Origin of the sequence: Streptomyces mashuensis (assembly GCF_014654785.1) — a bacterium.
GTDB lineage: Bacteria > Actinomycetota > Actinomycetes > Streptomycetales > Streptomycetaceae > Streptomyces > Streptomyces mashuensis.
Genome location: NZ_BNBD01000029.1, coordinates 15,500 through 33,454, shown reverse-complemented (window position 1 = coordinate 33,454; position 17,955 = coordinate 15,500). Strand labels below are relative to the sequence as shown.

Sequence of the window (17,955 nt, the reverse complement as noted above, 5' to 3'; positions counted from 1 at the left end):
GCACGCACGAGCGACACGGACAGCGATTTCGCCACGGTTGGCGATGAGCACCTTACGCACGATGAGTCTCTTCTCCAGGGGTCGGCCGGACGGACGGGCGTCGACAGCCAGGTTTCTTCAGCCAGGTTTCTTCGGTCGGCCGCCGGGGATCAAGATGTCCCGGTTCAGTCTTCGGTGAAGTTCCCCCACGGCACGTCAACTCCGTCCGAGCCGTGTGACGGAGGTGTCAGACGCGCAGGCCGGGCCGCCGGTGCGCCGTGGCAGCCCGGCCCGCGCGGGTCAGGCGCGCGCGGGGACGGGGAGCGGCGCGCAGCCGTCGTGGAAGGCCGTCCAGTCGACGCCGGCGCCGCGGACGTGCGCGCGGGCGACGGCGGAGAGCAGGGTGCGGGCCTCGGGGCGGCCGCGGCGCATGGCCGGCAGCAGCACGGCCTCGCTGCCCGCGCGCAGGCAGCCCTTGCCCATGCTGGTGAGGATGGCGTCCGGGCCGACCTCGACGAAGGTCGTCACGCCGTCGCGTTCCAGCGTGGCGACGGCGTCGGCGAAGCGCACGGCGGAGCGGATGTGCCGCACCCAGTAGTCGGGGGTGCCGATGGTGCCGGCGGTGACGGGTTCGCCGGTGAGGGTGGAGACGAGCGGGATGCGCGGCTCGCCGTAGGTGACGCCGGCGGCCACCTCGCGGAACTCGTCGAGGACGGGGTCCATCAGCGGCGAGTGGAAGGCGTGGCTGACGACGAGCTGCCGGGCCTTGCGGCCCATGGCCTTGATCTCGGCGACGACCTCGTCGACGGCCGCGGCGGCCCCGGCGAGGACGACGGAGGTGGGGCCGTTGACGGCGGCGACGCCCACGCTGTCCTCGCGGCCGGCGAGCAGCGGCAGGACCTCCTCCTCGGAGGCGAGGACGGCGACCATGACGCCGCCGACGGGCAGCGCCTGCATCAGGCGGCCGCGCGCCGCCACGAGGCGGGCGGCGTCGTCGAGGGAGAGGATGCCGGCGGCGTGCGCGGCAGCGAACTCGCCGATGGAGTGGCCGGCCAGCACGTCGGGGCGCAGGCCCCAGCTCTCCAGCACCCAGTAGAGGGCGACCTCGACGGCGAACGTGGCGGGCTGCGTGAACTCGGTGCGGCTCAGCAGCTCGGCGTCGGTGCCGTGCACGACGTCGCGGAGCGGGCGCGGCAGGTAGGCGTCGAGGACGTGGCAGACCTCGTCGAAGGCGTCGGCGTAGCCGGGGAACGTCTCGTACAGCTCGCGGCCCATGCCGGGGCGCTGGGCGCCCTGGCCGGTGAAGAGGAAGGCGAGCCGGCCGTCGCCGGTGCGGCCGGCGGTGATCTCGGCGCCGGCCGGGGCCGGGGCGCCGGCGGCCAGGGCGTCCAGGGCGTCGAGGAGTTCGGCGCGGCCGTCGGCGACGACGACGGCGCGGTGGGGCCCGTCGGCACCGGTGCCGTGGCCGAGGCCGGCGGTGCCGGCGGTGCGGGCGAGCTCGGCGGGGTCCTCGTCGGGGAGGGGCTGCTCGCGCAGGAGGGCGCCGAGGCGCGCGGCGCGGGTGCGCAGGTCGTCCTCGGTGGGCGCGGAGAGGGGCAGGGTGAAGGGATGGGTGGGGCGGTTCGTCGTCGCCTGGTCCATGGAAGTGTCGCCTCGCGAATGTGTGGTGTGGGTGCCCGGCCCGTACGGGTCGCTCTCCTGCCGCGGGACGCGCTGCGGGCGCCGTGTGCGCCGGGGTGCGGCGGTGCGGCGCGCCGGGGTCTTCCGGGCGGCGGTGGCGGGGCCAGGGCTGGTGGGTCGGGTGCGCGGCGGTCGTGCGCCGCGGAAGGCATCAGTAGTACGCGAAACGGATCTGCATGTTCCCCCCAAGAGACCGGTGAATGACGACGTGGGCCGCCCTGTCAGGCGCGGCTGTCAGCCAGTGGCTGCCAGGCGCAGCTGTCAGGCGTGCCCGAAGCGGAACCCGACACCCCGTACGGTGATGATCCAGCTGCTGGAGCCGAGCTTGCTGCGCAGGCTGCTGACGTGGGTGTCGATGGTGCGGCCGGGCCGCGACCAGGAGTCCTCCCAGACCTGCGTCATGAGCTGCTTGCGCGAGACGACCTTCTCGGGCCGGGACGCGAGCAGGTGCAGCAGGTCGAACTCCTTGCGCGTGACGTCGACGCGGCGGCCGCCGAGGCGGACCTCGCGGGTGTCGGCGTCAATGGTGAGCGGGCCGCTGGTGATGACCTGCGGGCGCGCCTCCTGTTCGCGCGGCGGGTGGACGCGGCGCATGACGGCCTCCATACGGGCCATCAGCTCGCGGAAGCCGTACGGCTTGACGACGTAGTCGTCGGCGCCGGCCTGGAGGCCGAGGACGCGGTCCAGTTCGCTGGCGCGCGCGGTGACGGCGATGACCGGGATGTCGCTGGCCTCGCGGATCGCGCGGCAGACCTCCAGGCCGTCCAGGTCGGGCAGTTCGAGGTCGAGCAGCACGAGGTCGGCCTCGCGGTAGGCCCACAGGGCCTTGCTTCCGGTGCCGACGGTGGTGGTGCGGTAGCCGTGGCGGCGCAGCCCCTGCGTGAGGGTCTCGGCGGCCCGTGCGTCGCTCTCGATGACGAGGACCTGCAAGGACTCGTGGGCCGTGGCGGCGGTGGGCTCCGGCGTACGGGGGTTCGCCGGGGACGGTGCCTGGGCCTTGTCCGACAGGGGCTTGACGACGGGTGCGGTGCGTGGCGGCGGCACGCGCTGTCCGCGGCCGTCGCGTATGTGGGTGTCCAAGAGAGAGGTGGTCTGCTGGTTCATCGGTGCTCCTGCACGTTCGCGCGGCCACCGGGGCCGCTAGCCGACCGTTCAACGTGAACCTATAAACCGGCGAACCGGTTTGTCAAAGCTCTTGCTGTAGTTGCACCGGGCCCGGCGGGCGGACCGGAAATGGAAGCCGCCCCTCCGAGCAAATCGCCCGAAACGCTCGCCGCGGGCCGCAATCTCGCAGGTCAGTTACCGGGCGAACTCCGACATCGGGTCCCCTAAGGGGCGCCGCGCAGTAGAAACTAAACCAGTTAGTTGGTTTCATTGGTCCATGACGTTGTTCCCTACCTCACAACCGGGTGACGCGGTGCGGTGGACCGCCGGCCCGGCCCTCCCGGGCACCACCCCGCCGACGGCCGCCGGGAGTACGCGGTGACCAAGCAGGAAAGAGCCATGAACACCCGGCACGCCCTGATACGTTCGGCGGCCCAGGCGTTCGACCAGCACGGCTACACGCGCGCCAAACTGGCCGGGATCAGCGCGGGGGCCGGGGTCAGCCCCGGGGCGCTGCACTTCCACTTCGACACCAAGTCGGCCATGGCGGCGGCCGTCGAGACGGAGGCCGCGCGCATCCTGCACGCGGTGGCGCGCAACGTGCGGCGCAAGAGCCCGGGCCCGCTGCAGGCCCTCATCGACTCCTCGCACGCCTTCGCCCAGCAGCTGAGCCGTGACGTGGTGGTGCGCGCGGGCTTCCACCTCAACTGCGGCACCGCGCACAGCGCGGGGCTCAACCTGCGGCAGGAGTGGCTGGAGTGTGTGCGTGAGGCGCTCGACCGGGCGGCCAAGGAGGGGGCGACGCTCGAGGAGCTGCGCCGGGAGGAGATGACCGCGACCATCACGGCGGCGACCGTCGGCTTCGAGACCCTGGCCCGGCGCGACCCCAACTGGCTGTCGCGGCACGCCCTCACGGGGCTGTGGCGGGCACTGCTCCCCCAGCTCGCCACGGCCGGCACGCTGCCCCGGCTGCAGCCGGCGGGGACGGAGGCCGTCGTCAACGCCGCGGGCCACGACGCGGCACCCGCGCCCGACGCGGTCTTAACCCCCTTGCGCGGCTGAGTCGCAGCCCGGGAGCACGGTGGGGTGCCTCAGCTCCCGGGCCCTGCATTGTCAGAGGACCCACAAGATCCTTGAAAACAGGATCACCGGTTTGTTAGCGTCCCGGCACCGGATCCCCCGTCCACGAGGTACTGCCGAGCCCTGCACCCATCGAGGAGAAGCATGGACGCTCTCATCCACCCCACGGCCCCGTCCGGTCTCGGCATGCTGGAGGCCGTCGTGGGAACGGGATTCGCGACGGCGCTGCGCGACGGACTCAACCGCTCCGCCACCACCGGACTCCCCAAGTCCGCCCGGCTGAACGGCGGATCACCCACCGCCGGCACCACCACCGCCCTGCGCCGCCCGTCCGCCCTGCCGGTCGACGCGGCCGCGGTGCTCCGCCGCTTCGAAGCGGCGCTGCCCGCCGCACTGGAGGGCCACGACGCCGACGTCCCCGCCCTCCGCCCGGCCCTCTGCCTCCACGCCCGCCGCGTCCTGGCCGCCGCCGCGCAGGAGGACACCACCGACTGGCCGGCGCCCGCGCTGCTCCGCTCCCACCCCGAGGCGGTCGCCACGGCGGCCTCCCTCCTGATGACCTGCGCGGTGCAGGAACTGCTCCAGGACCCCGACGCCGACGCCGCCACGACGGCCCGGCGCGTGGCCCGCCTGGCCCGCGTCCTGGGCACCCCGGCCGGCGACGACGCCGACCGCCTGTGGCGGGAGCGCCGCAGAATGGCCCGCGAGGTCCACGACGAACTGGGCAGCCCCCTCACCCTGGCCCTGCGCCACCTGGAGGACGGCCGGCTGGCCGCCGCGGGCCGCAGCGTCCGCGAGGCCATCGACCGCACCCGCACCCTGACCGGCCGCCTGCACGCCACCACGGCCCTGCCACCGCTCCCCGAAGCGGTCCGCGCCTTCGCCGCCCAGGCCGCACCCGCCGGCATCGAGGTCACCGTCCACGCCACCGGCGACGAACGCCTGGTCTCCGACGCCTGCCGCCGCGAACTCTTCCTCGCCGTCCGCGAGTGCCTCCTCAACAGCTTCACCCACGCCGCCACCGACCGCGTCCGCGTCACCTTCCGCACCACCCGCCGCTGGACCCACGCCCGCGTCGAGGACGACGGCCGCGGCTTCACCCCCACCCCGTCCCACGCCCCGGGCCTGCGCTCGATGACGGAACGCATCGAGGACATAGGCGGCCGCCTCACCCTCGAATCCGCCCCGGACGAAGGCACCCGAGTCAGCATCCACCTCCCCCTGACCCCCAACCCGCGGGCCTGAGCCCACGGGCCGGAAAACGCGAAGGGCCCCACCCGGTGAACAACCGGGCGGGGCCCTCGCGTTGGGCTCCCGCGGAAACCCCGGAAACGCCAAGATCCCGCCCGATCAAGCTGATCGGGCGGGATCGTTGCTGTTGTGGACCTGAGGGGATTTGAACCCCTGACCCCCTCGATGCGAACGAGGTGCGCTACCGGACTGCGCCACAGGCCCTTGCAACGAGTGAAACTCTAGCATCCCCATCGGCCTGCCAGGAAATCCGCTCCCCGCGCACCCGCTGGTCAGCCCCGGCGCGGGCCGCGCGCGGGCTCACTCGTTGGCGGCGCGGGGGCGGTCGTCGTCGGCGTACTGGTCGAAGAGGGGGGTGCGGCCGCGTTCGCGGGGGCGGCGGCGGGGGCGGGACGGGCGGCGCGGGTCGTCGGCCGGGCCGGCGGTGCTGGAGCGGGCCGAGGACCACGTGTCGGCGCCGCCGATGTCCGCGCCGGCGCCCGCGCGCGGGGCGACCGGGGCCGAGACGTACGTCGGCAGCGGCACCGGCACCGGCTCCCAGCCGTCCGTACCGCGGTCGCGCTGCTGGTCGACCCACTCGGCGTGGTCGGTCTGCTCCACCAGCGCCTGGCGGGCCGAGCGGCCGGAGGAGCCGGCGGGCGGCTGGTGGACGACGGTGTCAGGGTCGGCGGCGGCCTCGGCGGCCGCCGGCTGAGGGCGGGCGGCCCGGCCCTCCCGCAGCTGCTGGGCCGCCAGCTCGGCACGCCGCTGGTCCATGGTGAACGCGAACCGGCGCCGCTCCTGGATGCGCAGGTAGCAGATGTACGCGCTGAGGAGCACCGCCGGGACCGCCGGCACCCACAGGAACGCCAGCCCGCCGACGCCCGCCACGACCGCGCCCAGCGTGAAGGCGACGAAGAGCAGCACCGTGGTGCGCCGACGGCGCGCCAGCACCTTCGAGCGCCGGGCCCGCTCGGCCGCCGTCGGCCCGGGCACGGACGGCTGCGCCGGCGCCGGTGCCGGGGACGGCGCGGGGGCCGGCGCAGGGGCGGGCGCGGGCGCGCCGAAGGACCGGACGTCGACCGCTTCGGTCACGGCGTCCGGCTCGCTCGCCCGGGGGTCCGCCTCCTTGGGCTCCGCCGGGGCGGCGGGCTCCGTGGAGGCGCGCCCCTGGAGGTCCTTGGCGTAACGGCGCTCCATTCCCGCCCGTCCGGACAGAAGCCGGATGGCGGTGCTGAAGCGTTCCGTCGGACGGGCTTCGTTGAGCTCGTCCTGCCTACGGAGCCACATCGGCACCAAGTAGGCGGCCCAGGCCCCGACGATGACTGCGTAGATCAGGCCGCTGCTGCTCACCCTCACACGGTAGAGGGGGGCGCGCGGCGGATTCCGCCAATTGGCGCGGTGTGTCGCACGATCCGGCTGATATCTCGAACTTTTTTTGTGATTGTCGAGCCCGGATCGAGGCGCATTCCGACAATTCACGCCCTGAATTCGAACGTATGATCGTTTACTTTATTTCACTCAGCCCACTGCCCGGCGTCAGCCCGCCAGGTCCGCCCGGTCCACCGGGTCCGCCCGGCCGGGACCGGTGCCACCGTGCCACCAGCCCCTCCGGCACCTCGTCCGCCGTCAGGGCGTACACCAGGTGGTCGCGCCACGCCCCGTCGATGTGCAGATAGCGGGGGCGCAGCCCCTCCTCGCGGAGGCCGAGTTTCTCCACGACCCGCCGGCTCGGCAGGTTCTCCGGGCGGATGCACACCTCCACGCGGTGCAGCCCCACCGCGCCGAAGCAGTGGTCCACCGCCAGCGCCACCGCCGTCGGCATCACGCCGCGGCCCGCCACGGCCTCGTCCACCCAGTAGCCGATGTGGGCCGAGCACATCGACCCCCAGGTGATCCCCGCCACCGTCAGCTGGCCCACCAGCCGGCCCCGGTACTCGATCACGAACGGCAGCATCCGCCCCGCGTGCGCCTCGCCCCGCAGGTGGCGCACCATCTGCCGGTACGTGGGGCGCCGGGCCACCGGGCCGCCGGGCGGCGGCGGGGGCACGGTCGCCTCCCAGGGGCGCAGCCAGTCGCGGTTGCGCCGGTTGACCTCGCGCCAGGAGCGCTGGTCGCGCATCCTTATCGGCCGCAGGGTCACGTCCCCGTCCGTCAGCTCGACCGGCCAGGCCCTCATGCCCTACGACGCCGTTCTCGGGTGGTCGCCGCCGTGGATCTGGTCCACGGCGTGCACCAGCAGCCGCTCCAGCACCGCCAGCCCGTCGCGGACACCGCCCGTCGAGCCCGGCAGGTTGACGATCAGGGTCCGCCCCGCGACGCCCGCCACGCCCCGCGACAGCGCGGCCGTGGGCACCTTCGCCAGGCCCTCGGCCCGCAGCGCCTCGGGGATGCCGGGGATCTCGTAGTCGAGCACCCGGCGGGTGGCCTCGGGGGTGCGGTCGGTGGGCGACAGCCCCGTACCGCCGGTGGTCAGCACCACGTCGTACGCGGCGGCGACCGCCTCGCGCAGGGCGGCCTCCACCGGGTCGCCGTCGGGCACCACGCGCGGCCCGTCGACGGCGAAGCCGAGGGCCGCCAGGCCGGCGGTCAGCAGCGGGCCGCCCCGGTCGGCGTAGACGCCGGCGGCGGCCCGGTTGGAGGCCGTGACGACCAGCGCGCGCCGGGTCACGCGTCGCCCCCGCCGGGGCGCACGTACGGGCCGGACTTGCCGCCCGTCTTCTCCTCCACCCTGATGCCGGTGAGGACGGCCCCCTTGTCGACGGCCTTGACCATGTCGACGACGGTCAGCCCGGCGACGGCCACGGCCGTCATGGCCTCCATCTCCACGCCGGTGCGGTCGGTGGTGCGCACCGTGGCGGTGATCTCCACGGCGTCGTCGGCGACGGTCAGGTCGACGGTGACGCCGGAGAGGGCGAGGGGATGGCAGAGGGGAATGAGGTCGGGGGTGCGCTTGGCGCCCATGATGCCCGCGATGCGGGCGGTGGCGAGGGCGTCGCCCTTGGGCAGGCCCTCGCCGCGCAGGAGCTCCACCACGCGCGGCGAGACGACCACCCGGCCGCTCGCGCGGGCCGTCCGGGCGGTGACCTCCTTGGCCGAGACGTCGACCATGCGGGCCGCGCCCGTGTCGTCGAGGTGGGTCAGATGATCCTGGGCGTTGCTCATCGTTCTCCAGGTCCGGTCCGTGTGGGCAGACACCGTACCCGCCGGGGCGGTCGCGGGGTCGTTCCAGGGGCACGGTCGTTCCGCGGTCAGTCCAGGGGCGCGCGCCCGTCGAGCAGCACCACGTCGACCTCGGTGCCGGCCGCCACCGAGGTCGTGTCCTCCGGCAGGACGATCAGGGCGTCGGCGTCGGCCAGCGCCTTGACCAGGTGCGATCCGGCGCCGCCGGTGGGCGTGACCCGGCCGTCCGCGTAGCGCCCGCGGAGGTACTGGCGCCTGCCGCGGGGCGAGGAGGCGATGTCCCGCTCCAAGACGGCACGTACGGTCGCGCGGTCGGAGGAGGGGCGCAGCCCCATCAGCGCGCGCAGGGCGGGGCGCACGAACAGCTCGAACGAGACGTACGCGCTGACCGGGTTGCCCGGCAGGGCGAAGAGGGGCACACGGTCGGGGCCCACCTTGCCGAAGCCCTGGGGCTTGCCGGGCTGCATCGCCAGCCTGCGGAACGCGACGCTGCCCTCCTCGCCGCTCAGGCCGCTCAGCGCCTCCTTGACGACGTCGTACGCGCCGACGCTCACGCCGCCGCTGGTGACCACCGCGTCGGCGCGCACCAGCTGGTCCTCCAGGGCGGCGCGCAGGACGTCCGGGTCGTCGCCGACGGCGCCGGCGCGGTAGGGGATGGCGCCGGCGTCGCGGACGCAGGCGGCCAGCACGTAGCTGTTGGAGTCGTGGATCTGCCCGTCGGCGAGGGTCTCGCCGGGCGGCACGAGCTCGCTGCCGGTGGAGAGCACGACCACGCGGGGGCGCGGGCGGACGGCGACGGTGGCGCGGCCGATGGCGGCGAGCAGGCCGATCTGCGGCGGGCCGAGGACGGTGCCGGCGGTCAGGGCGATCTCCCCGGCGCGTACGTCGCTGCCGCGGGTACGGACGTGGGCGCCGGCGGCCGCGGGGCGGTGGACGCGTACCTCGCCGAAGCCGCCGTCGGGGGCGGGCGTGGCGGGGGTCATGGCGGTGGCGGGGCCGCCGCCCGTGCCGCCGTCGGTCCACTCGACGGGGACGACGGCCTCGGCGCCGGGCGGCAGCGGGGCGCCCGTCATGATGCGTACGGCCTCGCCGGGGCCCACGGCGGGCGGCGCGCCGGCGCCGGCGGCGGCCTCGCCGACGACGGTGAGGACGGCGGGGAACTCCTCGCTCGCGCCCTTCACGTCGGCGACGCGGACCGCGTAGCCGTCCATGGAGCTGTTGTCGAAGGGCGGCAGGGCGGCGGGGACGGTGACGTCCTCGGTGAGGACGCAGCCCTGGGCGTCGAGGAGTTGCAGCTCCAGGGGGGCCAGCGGGCGGACGGCGGCGAGGACGTCGGCGAGGTGCTCGTCGACGGACCACAGGCGGTCGCCGCCGGCCTGCTGCCCGGACCCGGCCTCCGGCCCGGACTCCTGCCCGGACTCCTGCCCGGTCGTACTCTTCGCGGCCGTCTTCTCCCCGGCCGTCCGCTCCCCGCCGCCGCTCAAGGTCTCCGCAACTCCTCTGCCCGCCCTGGACGCCTGGGCGCCCTACAGCTCCTCGGTCACGAACGTGCGCAGCCAGGCGCGGAAGTCCGGTCCCAGGTCCTCACGTTCGCACGCCAGTCTGACAATGGCCCGCAGATAGTCGCCACGGTCCCCGGTGTCGTAGCGGCGTCCCTTGAAGACGACGCCGTGCACGGGCCCGCCGAGGCCCGGTTCGGCGGCCAGCGCCTGGAGGGCGTCCGTGAGCTGGATCTCGCCGCCGCGCCCGGGCGGGGTCTCGCGGAGCACGTCGAAGACGGCGGGGTCGAGGACGTAGCGGCCGATGACGGCGTAGTTGCTGGGCGCCTCCGCCGGGTCCGGCTTCTCGACCAGCCCCGTGATCTGCACCACGTCCTCGGCGTCGGTGGGCTTGACCGCGGCGCAGCCGTAGAGGCCGATCTGCTCCGGGTCGACCTCCATCAGCGCGATCACGCTGCCGCCGTGGAGGCGCTGGATGTCGACCATGTGGGACAGCAGCGGGTCGCGCTCGTCGATGAGGTCGTCGCCGAGCAGCACGGCGAACGGCTCGTCGCCCACGTGCGGCGCGGCGCACAGCACGGCGTGGCCGAGCCCGCGCGGGTCGCCCTGGCGCACGTAGTGCATGGTGGCCAGGTCGCTGGACTCCTGCACCTTGGCGAGCCGGGAGCCGTCGCCCTTGCGCCGCAGGGCCTCCTCGAGCTCGTAGTTGCGGTCGAAGTGGTCCTCCAGCGGACGCTTGTTCCGGCCCGTGATCATGAGGACGTCCGACAGCCCCGCGTGCACCGCCTCTTCCACCACGTACTGGATGGCCGGCTTGTCCACGACCGGCAGCATCTCCTTGGGAGTGGCCTTGGTCGCGGGCAGAAAACGGGTTCCGAGCCCGGCGGCAGGGATGACAGCCTTGCTGATCCTGGGGCGCGATTGAGTCATGGGCCGAACACTATCCGTTGCGTTTGTGCGGAAGATGTGACTCCGCCGAGTATGACCTGAGACATGGAGTTTGTACGAACAATGATCCCGTCCGATGCTCCCGGCGACGCCGCCGCGCGTGGTTCGCGCGACCAACACCATGGCATGCCCACGTCCGGGCCCGCCCATGCGGACCCCTCGGACAAGGCCCGGCTGCGCCGCTCGCTGCTCGCCGCGCGGTCCGCGCTGACGGCGGAGGAGCGGCAGGCGGCGGAGGCGGCGCTCGCCCGGCGGGCGCTGGAGCTGCCGGAGCTGGCGGACGCGGGGACCGTGGCCGCGTACGTCTCTGTGGGCTCCGAGCCCGGCACCCGCGCGCTGCTGGAGACGCTGCGCGCCCGGGGCGTACGCGTCCTGCTTCCCGTCCTGCTGCCGGACAACGACCTCGACTGGGCCCTCTACCGCGGCCCGGACCACCTGCTGCGCGCCGGCCGCGGCCTGCTGGAGCCCGACGGCGAGCGGCTGGGCCCGGCGGCGGTGACCGGCGCGGACACCGTCCTGCTGCCGGGGCTGGCGGTGGACGGGCGCGGGCTGCGCCTGGGGCGCGGCGGCGGCTCGTACGACCGCGTGCTGGCCCGCCTGGAGCACGCGGGGGCGGACCCGGCGCGCGTGGTGCTCCTCTACGACGACGAGGTGGTCGCGCGGGTCCCTGAGGAACCGCACGACCACCCCGTGCACGCGGTGGTCACCCCGGGCGGGGTGCGCCGCTTCGCGACCGCCTGAGCCGCGTCGGCGGCCCGGGCCCGGATCAGCTCCGGGCCCGGGCCCTGCCGCTACGGCTTCAGCGTGAGCGTCGCCTCCGTCGCCTTCTTCACGGCGTCCGGGCTGAAGGCCCACGGCAGCAGCTCGCCCTTGGCCCACTTGTCCGTCTGGTCGTAGTAGTGGGCGTTGTAGGCGTGGCCCGAGGCACCGGTGAGGTTGATCCACCGGGACTTGTCGAGGTCGTCCAGGTTGACCACCATCCGCATGGACGGCACCCAGACCACGTCGTAGCCGCCGGCCGCGTTCCAGCCGGCCGCGTTGACGGCGGCCTCGCCGCCGGCCAGGTTCCAGGGGCCGCGGTTGAGCAGCCAGCGGACGATGCCCGGGCCCTCCTTGCCGAGGGTCTGGTTCTTCAGGGTCAGCTGGTGCAGCCGGCCCCAGCTCCACTGCGTGACGTCCTTGCCGAGCTTGGAGGTCAGCTCCCAGCGGGCGTCCTTCATGGCCTGCGCCAGCAGCTCGTCACGGTTGTGGGCGCCCGGGTTCAGGCGGCTGCTGCTCGTCTTCCACCAGGCGTTGTCCGGCTTGTCGAGGATGTTCCGGACGACCTCGAACCAGCGGTCGCCGCCGTCGGGCTGCGCCGCGTCGGGCTCGCGCTCGCCGCACTCCATGACCAGGCGGGCGCTGCCGTCCAGGTCGTCCTGCGGGCCGGAGCCGCCCGCCGGGCGCACCCGCAGGCACTGGTCCTTGACCCGCAGCTCCTTGGGCAGCTTGTTGCCGAACGCCAGCTTGAGGGTGTTGCGCCAGACGGCGTTGAAGTACGCGGCGGCGGCGGAGTCCGCGTCCTGCTTGTAGTCCCAGTCCTTCAGCAGGTTCTGGGCCTCGCGGACGTACTTGGTCTCGCGCTCGTTGGCGCCCTTGAGGTCGATCTTCAGCAGGTAGGGCACCAGCAGCCGCGCGATCTCGCTGCTGTTGTCCATCTGCATCTTCTGCATGTCGTCCGTCGAAATCTTCCCGCCGTCCTTGATCTTCGACTGGATGAGGTCGTTGATCCGCTGGCTGCGGGCGCCGTAGCCCCAGTCCTGCGTCAGGAGGTAGGGGTACTTCTTGTCGGCGACGGCCTGGTTGGCGGTGACGATGTAGCCGCGCTTGGGGTTGTAGTCCCAGGGCAGCGCGGACTGCGGGATCCAGCCGGTCCACTGGTAGGCCGGGTCCCAGCCGGGGGCCGGGTAGCGGCCGTCGGGCGTCGCCGTCTCGGCGCCGGCCTTGGCGCCGTTCTTCGCGTCGTCCTTGGCGCCGGCCTTGCCGTCGCCGGTGGCGTCGGCCGTGCCGGTGCCGGGCGTGGTGGCGCCGTTGGGGCCGGTGCCCGGCGTGGTGGTGCCGTTCGGGCCGGTGGTGCCGGCGCCGTTCGTCCGGCCGTCGGTGTCGCCGCCCTTGCCCTCGGCCTTGCCGCGGACCGGGATGCGGCCCGGCGCCTGGTAGCCGATGTTGCCCTTGGTGTCGGCGTAGATCAGGTTCTGCGAGGGGACGTCGAAGTCGGCCGCGGCCTTGCGGAACGAGGTGAAGTCGTTCGCCTGGTCCAGCGCGAACAGCGCGTCCATCGTCTTCCCCGGCTCCAGCGCCGTCCAGCGCATGGCGACCGCATAGCCGTCGGCGCGGTCCGGCGCCGGGTCCTGCACGGGCGCCTTCTCGCCGACCTTGACCAGCTCGTCCCTGCGGTCCGAGACGACCGGGCCGTTGTTGGTCTCGCGGACGATGATCTCGCGGCTCTTCTCACCGGCGACCTTGATGGTCTCCTTGCGGGTGACGAAGGGCTTCTGCTTGCCGTCGTAGAGGTAGGTGTCGGCGGTGACCTTCTCCAGGAAGAGGTCGGAGACGTCCGCCCCCAGGTTCGTCATGCCCCAGGCGATGTCCTGGTTGTGGCCGATGACGACGCCCGGCAGGCCGGAGAACGAGTAGCCGGCCACGTCGAAGGGGCACTGCTCGCTCTTCTTGGTGCAGTGCAGGCCCACCTGGTACCAGAGGGAGGGCATCTGCGGCGCCAGGTGCGGGTCGTTGGCCAGCAGCGGCTTGCCCGTCGTCGTGTACTGGCCGGAGACCACCCACGAGTTGGACCCGATGCCGTTGCCGTTGGGCCCGAGCAGCGCCGGGATCTTGTCGAGGCTGTTCGACAGGGCGGCGAGGCTGCTGCGCAGCCCGGCCGTGGCCCCGGCGCCGCCGGTGGCCGCCTGGGCGCCGGACTGGCCCGCACCGGACCGCTCCCCGCCCTTGGGGTCGAACTGCTTGGTGGCCGGGTCGACCGCACCGCCCTCGACGATCGGCTTGTTCCGGTCGTACGGGTACGCCGGGTACAGGTCGTCGATCTGCTGGGGGGTCAGGCGGGAGGTGGCCAGCGCCCGGTCGATCTCGGACTTGACGTTGCCGCGCAGGTCCCAGGCCATGGCCTTGAGCCAGGCCACGGAGTCGACCGGCGTCCACGGCTCGACCTTGTAGTCGTTCTCGAACTCCAGGGCCGCGTACTCGACCGACAGCGACTTGCCCTTGTGGTCCTTCAGATAGGCGTTGACGCCCTCGGAGTACGCCTGGAGGTACTTCTTGGTGGCGGGCGACAGCTTCGTGTCGTACTCCTGCTGCGCCACCCGGCGCCAGCCCATCGTGCGCAGGAACGCGTCGGTCTCCACCTGTCCGGAGCCGAACATCTCGGAGAGCCGTCCCGCCGTCAGGTGCCGCCGGACGTCCATCTCCCAGAAGCGGTCCTGGGCGTGCACGAAGCCCTGGGCGCGGAAGAGGTCCTCGGCGTTGTCGGCGTAGACCTGCGGGATGCCGTGTCCGTCGCGGACGACCTTCACCTCGCCGGACAGGCCCTTGAGCCGGAGGGTGCCGTCCGTCTCCGGGAAGGAGGCACGGACGGTGCCGATGCTCCAGTACGCGCCGAAGGCGACGCCCGCCACGAGCAGCAGCACGGTGATGATCACGAGCAGGCGGGCGCGTCGCCCCTTCTTCTTCTTGCCGGGGCCGGTTTTGTTGGCGGGCATCGCTGTCCTTAGAGGGGCAGGGTGGTCCGGAGTGCTGGAAGCAACCATAGGCGCAGGGCGTGCGGCGCCTGGACGCGGTGCCGTGTGGAGGCCGTCGGCGCGGGCTCCGGCAGCGGGTGGACGCGGTCCCGGCAGGTCAGGGCGTCAAGAACCCGTAAAATATTAGATGACCAAAAGAACTTACCTGTGGATGGAGAGGGACCGGAGCCGGAGGCCGACAGACGCCGCCAGAACAGGAGGAACGTTTCGGACAGCCCGAGATGCCGTCGTGAGGAGCTTCACGACCGACGACTGTGCCTTGAAAGACCTCGTGAAGGGAGCGGCCCCTGACTGTCCACCACCTCAACGAACTCCTGCTGGTCTGTTCGATCGTCCTGCTCGTCGCCGTGGCGGCGGTGAGGGTCTCCTCGCGCAGCGGGCTGCCCACCCTGCTCGTCTACCTCGGCATCGGCGTCGCCATCGGCCAGGACGGCATAGGCGTCCGCTTCGACGACGTCGGGCTCACCCAGACCCTGGGCTACGCGGCCCTGGTCGTGATCCTCGCCGAGGGCGGTCTCGGCACCAAGTGGCAGGAGATCAAACCGGCCCTGCCCAGCGCCGCCGTCCTCTCCACCCTCGGCGTCGCGGTCAGCGTCGGCGTGACCGCGGCCGCCGCCCACTACCTGGCCGGCATCGAATGGCGCCAGGCCCTGATCGTCGGCGCGGTGGTGTCCTCCACGGACGCCGCGGCCGTCTTCTCCGTCCTCCGCAACGTCCCGCTGCCCAGCCGCCTCACCGGCGTCCTGGAGGCCGAGTCCGGCTTCAACGACGCCCCCGTCGTCATCCTCGTCGTCGCCTTCTCGGCCGCCGGCCCCGTCGAGCACTGGTACGTCCTGCTCGGCAAGATCGCCCTGGAGCTGGCCATCGGCGCCGCCGTGGGCCTCGCGGTCGGCCTGGTCGGCGCGTACGGGCTGCGGCACGTCGCCCTGCCCGCCTCCGGCCTCTACCCGATCGCCGTGATGGCCATCGCCGTCTCCGCGTACGCCGGCGGCGCCCTCGCGCACGGCTCCGGCTTCCTCGCCGTCTACCTCGCCGCCCTGGTGCTGGGCAACGCCCGGCTGCCGCACTGGCCGGCCACCCGGGGCTTCGCCGAGGGGCTCGGCTGGATCGCGCAGATCGGCATGTTCGTCCTGCTCGGCCTGCTCGTCACGCCGCACGAGCTGGGCGCCGACATCCTGCCCGCGCTGCTCGTGGGCCTGGTGCTGACGGTGGTGGCACGCCCGGTGTCGGTGTTCGTCAGCACGGCGCCGTTCCGCACGCCCTGGCAGGAGAAGGCCCTGCTGTCGTGGGCGGGCCTGCGCGGCGCGGTGCCGATCGTGCTGGCGACCATCCCCATGGTGGGCGGGGTCGCCGGCAGCCGGCGCATCTTCAACATGGTCTTCGTGCTGGTGATCGTCTACACGCTGGTGCAGGGCCCGACCCTGCCGTGGCTCGCCCGCCACCTGAAGCTGCGCGACACCGAGGCCGAGGACCTGGGCATCGAGTCGGCGCCGCTGGAGCGGCTCCGCGGCCACCTGCTGTCGGTGGCCATCCCGCCCGGCTCCCGGATGCACGGCGTCGAGGTGTCCGAGCTGCGGCTGCCGGCCGGTGCGGCCGTCACCCTCGTCGTCCGCGACGGCACGAGCTTCGTACCCTCCCCCAGCACCGTGCTGCGGCGCGGCGACGAACTGCTGGTGGTGGCCACGGACCCGGTGCGGGACGCCGCCGAGCGGCGGCTGCGCGCCGTCGGCGAGGGCGGCAAGCTGGCCGGCTGGCTGGGAACACAGGGGGCGCATGGGACGCCTACGGTCCGCGAGGTCACGGGGACGGGAGCGAAAGCCCGGCAGACCTGGGGTCTGGTGAAGAAGAAGTTGGTTAAGTAAGCTATTCGTTCATTCGCGTGCGTATCGCCGGTATCGGTGCTTCCATCGACATCGGTGCTTCCACCGGTACGGGGCGATACGACGCGATACCGACCGACCCAACCGAACCGAACAACTCGAACCAACTCTGCCTGATGCAGAGCTGGCGCGACCGCACGGCGGCCGCGGCCGCACAAGGCGGCCGGAGCGGTATCTACCACGGTCCTGCGCGAGAGGACAGCTCTCGGCACGCTCCGTGATCCCGTCGGGGTGTGCTACCAGGCGGTGGAAAGGCCAAGGCCGTGGCATCCACGGTCCACGACTCCCCCGGGACCCGACCCGGATACGGACAGCTGCTGCGCACGCGCGGCGCCTGGACGTTCCTGCTGCCCGGCTTCCTGGCCCGGCAGCCGTTCGCGATGCTGACCATCGGCATCCTGCTGCTGGTCAGCGACACCACCGGCTCCTACGGCACGGCGGGCACCGTCTCCGCGACGGCCGGCGTCGCCATGGCCCTGTTCGCGCCGCAGGCCGGCAAGCTCGCCGACCGCTTCGGGCAGGCCGCCGTCCTGATCCCCGGCGTCGTCGTGCACGCCGCGGCCATCACGCTGCTGACGGCGCTCGCCCTGTCGCACGCCCCCCTGTGGGCGCTGCTGGCGGCCGCCGTGCCGGCCGGTGCCTCGACGCCGCAGATCGGCCCCATGGTGCGGGCCCGGTGGGCGAACAAGCTGGAGGGCTCGCCGCTGATGGCGACGGCGGCCGCCTTCGAGTCGGTCACCGACGAGTTCACGTTCGTGATCGGCCCGGTGCTCGCCACCGCGCTGTGCACCAACGTCCACCCCGCGGCCGGCCTGGCCGCCGAGGCCGCCCTCACCCTGCTCGGCGGCCTGCTGTTCGCCTCGCAGCGCGGCACGCAGCCCCAGCCGCACCGGCCGGCGGCCGGCGCGGCCGGCGACGGCAAGCGCGTCTCCGCGCTGTCCGTGCCGGGCGTCCGGGTGCTGGCGGTCGTCATGCTCGGCATCGGCACCGTCTTCGGCGGCATGCAGGTGTCCATGACCGCCTTCACCGAGGCCGCGGGCAAGCCCGACATGAACGGCCTGATGTACGGCGCGTTCGCAGCCGGGAACATGATCGCCGGCATTGTCTGCGGCGTCGTCGCCTGGAAGTCCAGCCCGCAGCGCCGCCTGCTGCTGGCCTACCCGCTGCTGGTCCTGGCCACCACTCCGCTGTGGGCGGCGCACGCCATGCTGCTGCTGGGCGCCGTCGGTCTCGTCGTGGGCCTGTGCATCGCCCCGTCCCTGATCACCGGCTACACCCTGGTGGAGCGGCTGGTCCCGGCGGGCGCCCGCACGGAGGCCTTCACCTGGCTGACGGGCGCCGTCGGCCTGGGCCAGGCGGCCGGCGCCACGGTCGGCGGACAGCTCATCGACGGCCACGGCGCGAGCGCCGGCTTCCTGGTGCCGCTGGGCGGCACGGCGGCGGCCCTGCTGGTGCTGCTGGCGCTGCGCCGCGCGCTGACCCCGGCCCCCTCGTCCGTCGTGGCGGCACGTGGGGTCGGTCACCGTGAGCCGGTTGCGGTGGACTGACAGGCCGGAATACTGCACTATGGAGCGTCGTTAG

General features: G+C 73.4%; 15 protein-coding genes and 1 tRNA gene. 5 read left to right on the top strand and 11 right to left on the bottom strand.

Annotation, left to right across the window (positions count from 1 at the left end; translation table 11 throughout):
• The 3 genes from IE305_RS33875 to IE305_RS32260 form a co-directional block, all read right to left on the bottom strand.
• Positions 1-60 (bottom strand): biotin carboxylase N-terminal domain-containing protein (locus tag IE305_RS33875; RefSeq protein WP_372479529.1); only part of this gene is annotated, 60 nt, incomplete at its 3' end.
• A 219-nt stretch (positions 61-279) separates the two neighbouring features.
• On the bottom strand, positions 280-1,620 hold the full coding sequence (locus tag IE305_RS32265) for an acyltransferase domain-containing protein (RefSeq protein ID WP_190133403.1): 1,341 nt from the start codon (positions 1,618-1,620) through the stop codon (positions 280-282).
• A gap of 300 nt (positions 1,621-1,920) precedes the next feature.
• On the bottom strand, positions 1,921-2,763 hold the full coding sequence (locus IE305_RS32260) for a response regulator transcription factor (protein ID WP_190133402.1): 843 nt from the start codon (positions 2,761-2,763) through the stop codon (positions 1,921-1,923).
• A gap of 399 nt (positions 2,764-3,162) precedes the next feature.
• On the opposite strand from IE305_RS32260, the gene IE305_RS32255 reads away from it, so the two are divergent.
• Both IE305_RS32255 and IE305_RS33350 read left to right on the top strand, forming a co-directional pair.
• Positions 3,163-3,825 carry a ScbR family autoregulator-binding transcription factor gene (locus IE305_RS32255; RefSeq protein WP_229891825.1) on the top strand — a complete coding sequence of 221 codons (663 nt, stop codon included), beginning with the start codon at positions 3,163-3,165 and terminating at the stop codon, positions 3,823-3,825.
• A gap of 162 nt (positions 3,826-3,987) precedes the next feature.
• Entirely contained in the window at positions 3,988-5,088 is a 1,101-nt protein-coding gene (locus IE305_RS33350; RefSeq protein WP_229891823.1) for a sensor histidine kinase, read from the top strand.
• A 136-nt stretch (positions 5,089-5,224) separates the two neighbouring features.
• Here IE305_RS33350 and IE305_RS32245 read toward each other — a convergent pair.
• From IE305_RS32245 to galU, 7 genes are all read right to left on the bottom strand, one after another.
• A tRNA-Ala gene (locus IE305_RS32245) sits at positions 5,225-5,298 on the bottom strand.
• Positions 5,299-5,394: 96 nt separating this feature from the next.
• Entirely contained in the window at positions 5,395-6,426 is a 1,032-nt protein-coding gene (gene sepX / locus IE305_RS32240) for a divisome protein SepX/GlpR (RefSeq protein ID WP_190133400.1), read from the bottom strand.
• A 154-nt stretch (positions 6,427-6,580) separates the two neighbouring features.
• Entirely contained in the window at positions 6,581-7,252 is a 672-nt protein-coding gene (locus tag IE305_RS32235) for a GNAT family N-acetyltransferase (RefSeq protein ID WP_190133399.1), read from the bottom strand.
• Positions 7,253-7,255: 3 nt separating this feature from the next.
• Complete coding sequence (locus IE305_RS32230; RefSeq protein ID WP_190133398.1) at positions 7,256-7,744, bottom strand: MogA/MoaB family molybdenum cofactor biosynthesis protein; 489 nt, start codon at positions 7,742-7,744, stop codon at positions 7,256-7,258.
• Entirely contained in the window at positions 7,741-8,238 is a 498-nt protein-coding gene (moaC, locus tag IE305_RS32225; RefSeq protein WP_190133397.1) for a cyclic pyranopterin monophosphate synthase MoaC, read from the bottom strand. Before moaC ends, IE305_RS32230 begins: the two co-directional genes overlap by 4 nt.
• 86 nt (positions 8,239-8,324) lie before the next feature.
• Positions 8,325-9,617 carry a molybdotransferase-like divisome protein Glp gene (gene glp / locus IE305_RS32220; RefSeq protein ID WP_229891826.1) on the bottom strand — a complete coding sequence of 431 codons (1,293 nt, stop codon included), beginning with the start codon at positions 9,615-9,617 and terminating at the stop codon, positions 8,325-8,327.
• Positions 9,618-9,782: 165 nt separating this feature from the next.
• Complete coding sequence (gene galU, locus IE305_RS32215; RefSeq protein WP_190133395.1) at positions 9,783-10,685, bottom strand: UTP--glucose-1-phosphate uridylyltransferase GalU; 903 nt, start codon at positions 10,683-10,685, stop codon at positions 9,783-9,785.
• 144 nt (positions 10,686-10,829) lie between these two features.
• Between galU and IE305_RS32210 the strand changes: the two genes are divergently transcribed.
• Complete coding sequence (locus IE305_RS32210) at positions 10,830-11,444, top strand: 5-formyltetrahydrofolate cyclo-ligase (RefSeq protein WP_190133394.1); 615 nt, start codon at positions 10,830-10,832, stop codon at positions 11,442-11,444.
• Positions 11,445-11,494: 50 nt separating this feature from the next.
• Here the strand turns inward: IE305_RS32210 and IE305_RS32205 are convergent, their stop codons facing one another.
• Positions 11,495-14,455 (bottom strand): penicillin acylase family protein, encoded by a 2,961-nt coding sequence (locus tag IE305_RS32205; RefSeq protein ID WP_190133393.1) that lies wholly within the window; start codon positions 14,453-14,455, stop codon positions 11,495-11,497.
• Between the two features lie 326 nt (positions 14,456-14,781).
• Between IE305_RS32205 and IE305_RS32200 the strand changes: the two genes are divergently transcribed.
• A complete protein-coding gene (locus IE305_RS32200; protein WP_190133407.1) occupies positions 14,782-16,356 on the top strand; it encodes a potassium/proton antiporter in 1,575 nt (524 codons plus the stop codon).
• Between the two features lie 281 nt (positions 16,357-16,637).
• Complete coding sequence (locus IE305_RS32195) at positions 16,638-17,921, top strand: MFS transporter (protein WP_190133392.1); 1,284 nt, start codon at positions 16,638-16,640, stop codon at positions 17,919-17,921.
• Positions 17,922-17,955 lie beyond the last annotated feature (34 nt).

Bases quoted from the DNA above. Each gene is read 5' to 3' on its own strand.
- IE305_RS32210 (WP_190133394.1), top strand. From the start codon at position 10,830: ATGCCCACGTCCGGGCCCGCCCATGCGGACCCCTCGGACAAGGCCCGG.
- galU (WP_190133395.1), bottom strand. From the start codon at position 10,685: ATGACTCAATCGCGCCCCAGGATCAGCAAGGCTGTCATCCCTGCCGCC.
- IE305_RS32205 (WP_190133393.1), bottom strand. From the start codon at position 14,455: ATGCCCGCCAACAAAACCGGCCCCGGCAAGAAGAAGAAGGGGCGACGC.
- IE305_RS32255 (WP_229891825.1), top strand. From the start codon at position 3,163: ATGAACACCCGGCACGCCCTGATACGTTCGGCGGCCCAGGCGTTCGAC.
- moaC (WP_190133397.1), bottom strand. From the start codon at position 8,238: ATGAGCAACGCCCAGGATCATCTGACCCACCTCGACGACACGGGCGCG.
- IE305_RS32235 (WP_190133399.1), bottom strand. From the start codon at position 7,252: ATGAGGGCCTGGCCGGTCGAGCTGACGGACGGGGACGTGACCCTGCGG.
- IE305_RS33350 (WP_229891823.1), top strand. From the start codon at position 3,988: ATGGACGCTCTCATCCACCCCACGGCCCCGTCCGGTCTCGGCATGCTG.
- IE305_RS32265 (WP_190133403.1), bottom strand. From the start codon at position 1,620: ATGGACCAGGCGACGACGAACCGCCCCACCCATCCCTTCACCCTGCCC.
- IE305_RS32260 (WP_190133402.1), bottom strand. From the start codon at position 2,763: ATGAACCAGCAGACCACCTCTCTCTTGGACACCCACATACGCGACGGC.